The organism is Streptococcus suis (assembly GCF_046032535.1).
Lineage (GTDB): Bacteria > Bacillota > Bacilli > Lactobacillales > Streptococcaceae > Streptococcus > Streptococcus suis_AK.
The window spans coordinates 77,059-84,282 of sequence record NZ_JARQPL010000005.1 but is presented as its reverse complement, the minus strand read 5'-3'; the positions used below and the strand labels follow the sequence as shown (position 1 = coordinate 84,282).

Sequence of the window (7,224 nt, the reverse complement as noted above, 5' to 3'; positions counted from 1 at the left end):
AGGATAGCCAAACTCCTTGTCCCACAAGGGGTTAGCTATCCTTTGCATTTTTTTATGTGATAAAGTCGGGATTATAGCAAAAAATGAAGCTCGTTGCTGAAACCAAGTGCACTTACTGCTTTCCTTTTTGCACTAACTTTTTCAACCTTCTATCAAATATGCTCTCAACCGCTATAGCAGGAAATCATTCCCGCACTATTCAACAAAATGATAAAAATAAAAAGCAAGGAAATTCTGTTTTACGCGAAATTCCTCACTCTTATCGTACGTATTTAAACTAGATCGTTACAAGAAAAAATTAGTGTTAAAATACAAATAGCTATTTTTTCCAGTATGCTAATACGCCATAAAGAACCAGTAGCTAAAAAGCCTACGGATTATCTGGTGAACTCTCGTCAGCTGTTGGAACTGTTTCCACTGACTCAACCAGGCTAGTTGTTGAATCTGTCATTTCCACCGGTGTTTCAGAAACTGTTGGAGTTTCTACCACAGGTGCTCCTTCACTGGTCGGAGGGACCGAAGTGCTTGTACTAGTTGACGCCACGCTGCTTGTATACTGGCTTGTTGAAGTCACACTTTGGTTTCCATATATATTTTGATTAGGTACTACATAAGATTCTTGTGAGGTCTCACTAGCTTCAGCAAGGTCCGTTGACTGACTGGTCCCTGTTTCAGATATTTTTTTCTCATCAGCTACTTTTTGGACTGCTTCCGCCCTGACCAACTCCGCTTTTAGCTTAACCTGTGTTTGAGCATCTGTCTGCTGTCCCACTAGCTCTTTTACTTGGTCAATCCGTTTCTGTAATGCTGCTTTTTTAGTCGCATCCGTAACCTTGTTTACTGCAGATTGTGCCTCTGCAAGTTTCTCTTCAGTATGTGTTCCTTCTAATACAATGACAGCATTCTCAGCATCCTGAAATACTGTATCAACCGTTTTTTTCTGATTGGGCACTTGCTGTACTGTCTTTGTATCACTTGTTTCGCTTTGAGCATTTTTATACCAACTAGCGCCTAAGCTAATCAATAAAATAAGTCCCATAAAAGAAATAATGCCAATTTCTGCCAATGACAACTTTTCAAATTTCTTTTCCATATTTTTGCCCTTATCCGTCTTATTGCATAAGAAAATACTCTAGCCTACTGACAATGCTACTTAGTCGTTTTTACCTTACCATTCCATCCATTTAGACCATAGCTTAAAATATAGATTTCATTAAAGCCCTGTTTCTTCAGATGAAGGGCTGCAGGCGTTACCAACTGACCACGATCATTCTCGTAGATTAAGACAGGTCTATCCTTACGCAAAGCAGCTGTAGACTGGCGTAATTGCTGGTAAGGAATATTTCTCGCACCTAAGATATGCTTACGATTAAACTCACTCGGGTCTCGCAGGTCAATCAACTGACCTCCGTGTATCTTTTCTGCAAATTCTGCATTATCAATCACCGTCGCCGCACGGCGCAATCTCCAGTAATTAAAACCCATCCAGGCTCCCAATACTGCCAAAAATACTAAAAATACCCAAAATGTTTCCATCACTCATTCTCCCTTGATTTCTGATACTCTAATTCCAAACGATGTTCCCGTCGTAAAACTAGCTCGGCTTCCATGTATTCCAATCTATCTAGAACACCTGCCTGATAGACTCGATTGAGTTCAATCTGCATCATTTCAATGTCATAGAGGCGGTTGCCCATGTAAACAATAATACCGAAACCTTTTAGTAATTGTTGCACATCGTAAAGTCTTTTCATAGAAAAATTTTAGCAGAATTCTGTAAGATTTTCAATATAAAAACTCAGTTGGAATTTATCAAATACATTTAAAAAGGATTGGAAAAATCACCAATATTATCCAAGTCTAATATAGGCATTCAGTTTGCTTTTAGTACTCGCTCCAACTATCTGGGAGATAGTTGGAGACTGGGGATAAAGTGAACGATGTTCACGTCAAAAGCTGCAGGCATAACTGGAGTTAGGCAAAGCGAGTTAACGAAGTAATAAAAGATAAACTGAGTGCCTATATCATAACCAACCCTTTTCCTGTGCAATCTTAACAGCAGCCGTGCGGTTTTCTGCACCCAGCTTGGATAGGATTGAAGTCATATAGTTACGAACCGTCCCGTCAGACAGGTAGAGCTGGCTGGCGATTTCCTTATTGGACAAGCCGTCAGCAACCAGCTTGAGCAGCTGGCTTTCTTGGTCCGTCAAGGGACTGCGTTGGGTCAGGAGGATATCCATCAACTCTGGCGAATATTCCTTTCGCCCTGCCAAGACCGTTTCAATAGTCCGCATAAGGTCCGAAATGGAGCGTTCCTTGAGCACATAGGCATCCACATCTGCCTTGACCGCCCGCTCAAAATAGCCTGGTCGCTTGAAGGTGGTCATGATGACAACCTTGACGGGCAAGGCTTTCGCTCGCACCCATTCCAAGACATCCAGCCCCGTCTTCTCAGGCATTTCAATATCTAAGAGTAGCACATCTACTGGCTCTTTTTCCAAAAGAACAATGGCCTGACTGCCGTTCTCTGCCTGTAAAACAGCCTCAACCGCATCTTGAAAGCCCAAGAGCTGACAGAGGGCGTCCCGCAGCATAGCCTGGTCTTCTGCGACTAGAATTCTCATTCTACCACCTCCTCAAGCGGAATTCGTATGGATAGGCGGGTGGGCTGTGCCAGAGAAAGAAATTCCAAACTCCCCTGCACCGTCACTAGCCTATCCTTTATAGTATGCAATTCTTGACCTGTCAACTGGGCAAAGCCCACACCATTGTCTTCGTAGTGCAAGACTAATTCTCCCTTTCCTTCTTCAAATAGCAAACGGCACTTGCTAGCCTGGCTATGTTTGAGCAGGTTATTGCCCAACTCTCTCAACACCATAGCCAGTTTGTTCTGGATAGGCAAGCTGAGCTGCTCTGCTATTTCCCCACCCAAAACGACCAAGTCCACTCCTGCCAAGTCCAGCATCTGCTGCAAAATCTGGAGCTCCTCTGCCACGGTGTGCTGCTTGAGGGACTGGACAATCTGGCGGACATCCTGCATGGAGTCCTTGGCTAAGGTCTGGAGCTCCTGCACTTCCTTCTTGGCCTGATCAATCTGGTCGTGGTCCAAAAGGGTCTTGACCAGCTCCGCCTTGACGGATAGCATGGCAAAGACATGGCCCAGGGTGTCGTGCAAATCCTGACCGATGCGGTTGCGTTCATTCTCAGCAAGCAGGAGGTTAATGGAAGCATTTTGCTCCTGAATCCGTTGCTGGAGGGCTGCCCGCTTGGTTTCAACCCAGCTGAAAATCAGCAAGGTCAAACCGAAAAAGTGAATGACGAGGGCAAAGGCTCGCATCTCAAAGGGAACAGGTCCAAAGAGAGCCCAGAGGATAATAGCCAGCAACAAGATTCCATAGGAAACCGTCCGATAGGTCGGCCGAGCTTCCTTGTAGTACCAACCTAGCATATTGGACAGGTTGAAGATAAAGAGGGAAAACTGCAGATTACCCCAAAAACTCATGACGGCGATATAGCCGATTAGGTAAAACCAGCCCAGCATGGAATAGAGCTTGTGGTCCGTGTAAAAGAGAGAACAATAGACCAGGGCAAATAGAATGGTGGCTAGAACCACAGCCGTCGGATTTGGACTGTACTGGGCGTAATAAAGCGGAAAATAGAGAAAGACCATGCCCACGAAGAACATGAGTGGTATCTTTCTTTTTTCAAAAATCATGGGGCACCTCACTGTTGCTCCGTTTTTCTATTCATCACCAGAGCAATTCCTAAGAAAATTATCGCATAGCCTAGGACAATTAGCAAGGATTTCCAGAGAAAATCTCCCTCTTGGGCGTAAGTGGTCACCAGCTGGTTGACATGGTAGCTGGGCATAAGTTTGCAAATTCGCTGTACCCAGTCAGGAAAGAGGGAAACAGGCATCCAAGAACCACCCATGATAGCCAGAACAAAGTAGAGCAAGTTGGCCACCACAGACATGGTCTGTTCCGACTGGATTTGTACCAAAAGCAAGCCAATGGCTAGAAATACGATAGAGGTTACTAAAAGCAAGAGAGCCGAAATCCCCCATTCTTGAGCTGTCATCTCAACTCCCTTGACCAAGCCACCCACCGCAAAGACAATGGCAATGGAAGACACAAAGCAGAGCAAGACCCGCACCAGTTTGGACAGATAATATTGCCAGATTGGTAGGGGAGAATGCTGGATAAAGGTCAACCAGCTGTTTTTTCGGTCCTCTGCCAACATCATGGGAAAGGTAAAGAGGGCAAAGCCCGACATAGAAAAACCCGTCATGGTCAGCATATAGGACTGGATGAAGGCCTTTTGCATGGCCGCATCGTCAAACTGAACTGTTGATGAAAAAATCAGGAAAAAGATAACGGGCATGCCGATTGACAGGAGAAATACCCCCAAACTTCTAGATAATTTGACCGCTTCTACTTGCACCAATGCTTTCATGATTCTTCCTCCCTTGTCTTGTCAAATAAGCTGTTGAGCAGGGTTTTGTTCTGCACCTCTAAGTCTGAAATCCGACAGCCTGCTTCCTGCAAATTCGCCCAAACCTGCTCAATAGCTCGGGTCTTGAAGCTGACTGTGTCTTGTTTATAGCTGATATCGTCAATGGCATCCAAGCCCTCCACCACCGTTGCAAAACGGATTGGCAGTGCTACTTCTTTTTCCTGCTCCTCACTCCGCATAGCAAATGGCGTCGTATCCCGCAGGAGCCTGCCCTGGTGCAAGACCAAAATCCGCTCTGCCGTATGCTCCACTTCCTCGATATAGTGGCTGGTATAAAAAATGGTCACGCCCTTTTCCTTCAAGTCATGGACAATCTCCCAAAAACGCTGACGAGTCGACGTATCCATGCCCGCCGTTGGCTCGTCCAAAAAGAGCAACTTAGGCTTACCAATCAGACAGATGACAAAGGCCAAGAGCCGCTTCTGACCACCTGATAGCTTGCCTGCCAGCTGATTTTTTTGCTCTGGGGAAAAGCGGAGCAGGCTGTCGATTTCCACATCTGTCAGACTATCCTTGTAGATAGCTTGAAAAAAGCGGAGCAATTCCTTGACCTTCAAGTCTGTCGGAATAGCATTTTCTTGAGGTAAAACTGCTACTGTTTCTTTATTGGAGCGAGCCTGCGGAGCCAGACCGTCCAACAATACCTGCCCTCTCGTCGCCTTTCTATCCTCCAACAAACAGGACATAAGTGTTGTCTTACCAGCCCCGTTAGGACCAATCAAGGCCACACATTCCCCAGACTGTATCTCAAAGGAAATATCCGATAAAATGGTCCGTCCTTTGATGACTTTTTCTAGTGCTCGTACTTCTATCATCTTTCTACCTCCTACTTCTTGAACATCTTACATAGACAGTATATCTCGAAAAAGGAGACTCCACCAGAAGCCTTTGTCATGGACTCATGTGACAAATGTCATATTAAAGATTGCAGCAAAAAAGAGTCCTACTGGACCCTTCAACTATTTACAACTTAGGAGCTTGACCAAGTTCAGCCTGCAACATCCAAATATGTTTTTCAATACTAGCCTTAGCCACATTGAAAATATCGTTGGTTACGCTGTCACCTTCTTCATCACTGACATCAAAACCTTTTTGGAACAAATCAGCTAAATAACGGAAAACATCCACCACACGCGCTAGTTGTTCTTCCATCGTCAAGGTATAATCCCCAGGAACCTCTTTCAGCTGACTATATTCAGAAAATTCTTTCAGTGTTGAGAACGGTGCACCACCTAAAGTAATCAAACGTTCACTCATCTCATCCAAATATCCATCCAACTCATCCATATATTCGTCCATCTTAGGATGCCAAATCATAAAACCACGACCACGCATATACCAATGAACTTGATGGAGAATAGAATGTGCGACAGATAAATCTGCCACCGCTTGATTCAAAACCGCCTTAGAATCAGCCAATGGTACTGACTGGCGCGGGCTAAAGGAAGCAATTTCTGCTGGAGATTGGTAGTATTCTTGTTTCATCATATATCATCCTTTCTTTTATTTATAATTATTATAAATAAAAGAAGAAAAAAATGCAAGAATTATCCCTCATCCTCTGACTTATTGGCAGACAAATCCCTTGCTATATTAACTTATATACGATAGACTAGTAAGTAAGAATAGTATGTGGGAGTGGGAAAGAACTCGACTAGATCAAAAAGAGTTCGTCTTCCCACCCCCGCACAGTTGATTAGGTCAGATTTAGAGTGTGAAACACGAATAAATCTGCCAATCAACCACTGCGCTGAGATGTTGACACGAACTCTGAGAAGTGGCTCTGGGCTTGTTGCCCAGCTTCATCGCCCCATCTGTATATATAAGGAGGAATTTTATGTCAGAAGAAAAATTTGACGCAAAACTAGAACAGCTATCTGGCTCTGCAAAAGAGGTAATTGGTAAGCTGACCGGCGACAAGGAAATCGAAGTTGAAGGACTTGTTGAGAAAGGAATTGGCAAAGCAAAAGAGCTAGTCGAAGATGCAAAAGATGGGCTTGAAGGTGCCATTAACGGCATCAAAAATGCTTTCGACAAAGAATAGAAATAAACAAAGAGTTCAATATAGGTAGGATTGCTCGTGCACTGTTTGATAATGAACATTACACTCAATTTGGTCTTTTACCTGTAGCCCGAACAAAAATATGCAAGAGAGGGGAACTCAGGCATTTACCTGTCGAGTCTGCCCTCTCTTTTCGTATGCCACGAAAGGAGAACCTATGAAAAAAATCGTTTTTGTCTGTCTTGGAAATATTTGTCGTAGCCCTATGGCTGAATTTGTCATGAAAGATTTGACAAATCAATTTCATATTGAAAGCCGTGCTACTTCAAACTGGGAACATGGTAATCCTATCTACCCTGGAACTCAGAAAATTTTCCAAAAGCACAAGATTTCCTATGATAAGACCAAAACTTCTCAACAAATCTCTCAAGCAGACTTTGAGGAATTTGATGTCATCATTGGTATGGACAGCAATAATGTCCGAGATTTACAGAAAATGGCACCAGCACATGCCCAAAATAAGATTTTTCAATTCGCAGAAAAATCCGTACCAGACCCTTGGTATACTGGAGATTTTGACGAAACCTACGAAATGGTAAAGAAAGGTTGCCAAAACTGGTTGGACAGGTTACAGGCATTTGACCAAGAATAAGATTTTTTATGTAATATTTTTGTAATATTTGTAAAAAAATGGTAAACTATTTCTG

Annotated in this window: 10 protein-coding genes; 2 read left to right on the top strand and 8 right to left on the bottom strand. The window is 43.6% G+C overall.

Going from position 1 to position 7,224, the window contains the following annotated elements:
* Positions 1 to 370: 370 nt before the first annotated feature.
* From P7J58_RS03080 to P7J58_RS03045, 8 genes are all read right to left on the bottom strand, one after another.
* On the bottom strand, positions 371 to 1,093 hold the full coding sequence (locus P7J58_RS03080) for a serine protease (protein WP_408555618.1): 723 nt from the start codon (positions 1,091 to 1,093) through the stop codon (positions 371 to 373).
* A gap of 56 nt (positions 1,094 to 1,149) precedes the next feature.
* Positions 1,150 to 1,536, bottom strand: a complete 387-nt coding sequence (locus P7J58_RS03075; protein ID WP_004194735.1) for a rhodanese-like domain-containing protein — start codon at positions 1,534 to 1,536, stop codon at positions 1,150 to 1,152.
* Positions 1,536 to 1,754 carry a YqgQ family protein gene (locus P7J58_RS03070; RefSeq protein ID WP_205041255.1) on the bottom strand — a complete coding sequence of 73 codons (219 nt, stop codon included), beginning with the start codon at positions 1,752 to 1,754 and terminating at the stop codon, positions 1,536 to 1,538. Before P7J58_RS03070 ends, P7J58_RS03075 begins: the two co-directional genes overlap by 1 nt.
* A gap of 270 nt (positions 1,755 to 2,024) precedes the next feature.
* Positions 2,025 to 2,624 (bottom strand): response regulator, encoded by a 600-nt coding sequence (locus P7J58_RS03065; RefSeq protein ID WP_408555619.1) that lies wholly within the window; start codon positions 2,622 to 2,624, stop codon positions 2,025 to 2,027.
* Positions 2,621 to 3,715, bottom strand: a complete 1,095-nt coding sequence (locus tag P7J58_RS03060) for a sensor histidine kinase (RefSeq protein WP_408555620.1) — start codon at positions 3,713 to 3,715, stop codon at positions 2,621 to 2,623. The genes P7J58_RS03065 and P7J58_RS03060 overlap by 4 nt, the downstream gene beginning before the upstream one ends.
* Before the next feature lie 8 nt (positions 3,716 to 3,723).
* The gene (locus P7J58_RS03055; protein ID WP_408555621.1) at positions 3,724 to 4,455 is read right to left on the bottom strand and encodes an ABC transporter permease; all 732 of its coding nucleotides are present in this window, start codon (positions 4,453 to 4,455) and stop codon (positions 3,724 to 3,726) included.
* Positions 4,452 to 5,330, bottom strand: coding sequence for an ABC transporter ATP-binding protein (locus P7J58_RS03050; protein WP_408555622.1), 879 nt, complete (start codon positions 5,328 to 5,330; stop codon positions 4,452 to 4,454). The genes P7J58_RS03055 and P7J58_RS03050 overlap by 4 nt, the downstream gene beginning before the upstream one ends.
* A gap of 148 nt (positions 5,331 to 5,478) precedes the next feature.
* Positions 5,479 to 6,003, bottom strand: coding sequence for a Dps family protein (locus tag P7J58_RS03045; RefSeq protein ID WP_408555623.1), 525 nt, complete (start codon positions 6,001 to 6,003; stop codon positions 5,479 to 5,481).
* Between the two features lie 349 nt (positions 6,004 to 6,352).
* On the opposite strand from P7J58_RS03045, the gene P7J58_RS03040 reads away from it, so the two are divergent.
* Both P7J58_RS03040 and P7J58_RS03035 read left to right on the top strand, forming a co-directional pair.
* Positions 6,353 to 6,559, top strand: a complete 207-nt coding sequence (locus tag P7J58_RS03040) for a CsbD family protein (RefSeq protein ID WP_044759478.1) — start codon at positions 6,353 to 6,355, stop codon at positions 6,557 to 6,559.
* 175 nt (positions 6,560 to 6,734) lie between these two features.
* Positions 6,735 to 7,169, top strand: coding sequence for a low molecular weight protein-tyrosine-phosphatase (locus P7J58_RS03035; RefSeq protein WP_408555624.1), 435 nt, complete (start codon positions 6,735 to 6,737; stop codon positions 7,167 to 7,169).
* The last annotated feature ends 55 nt before the right edge of the window (positions 7,170 to 7,224 follow it).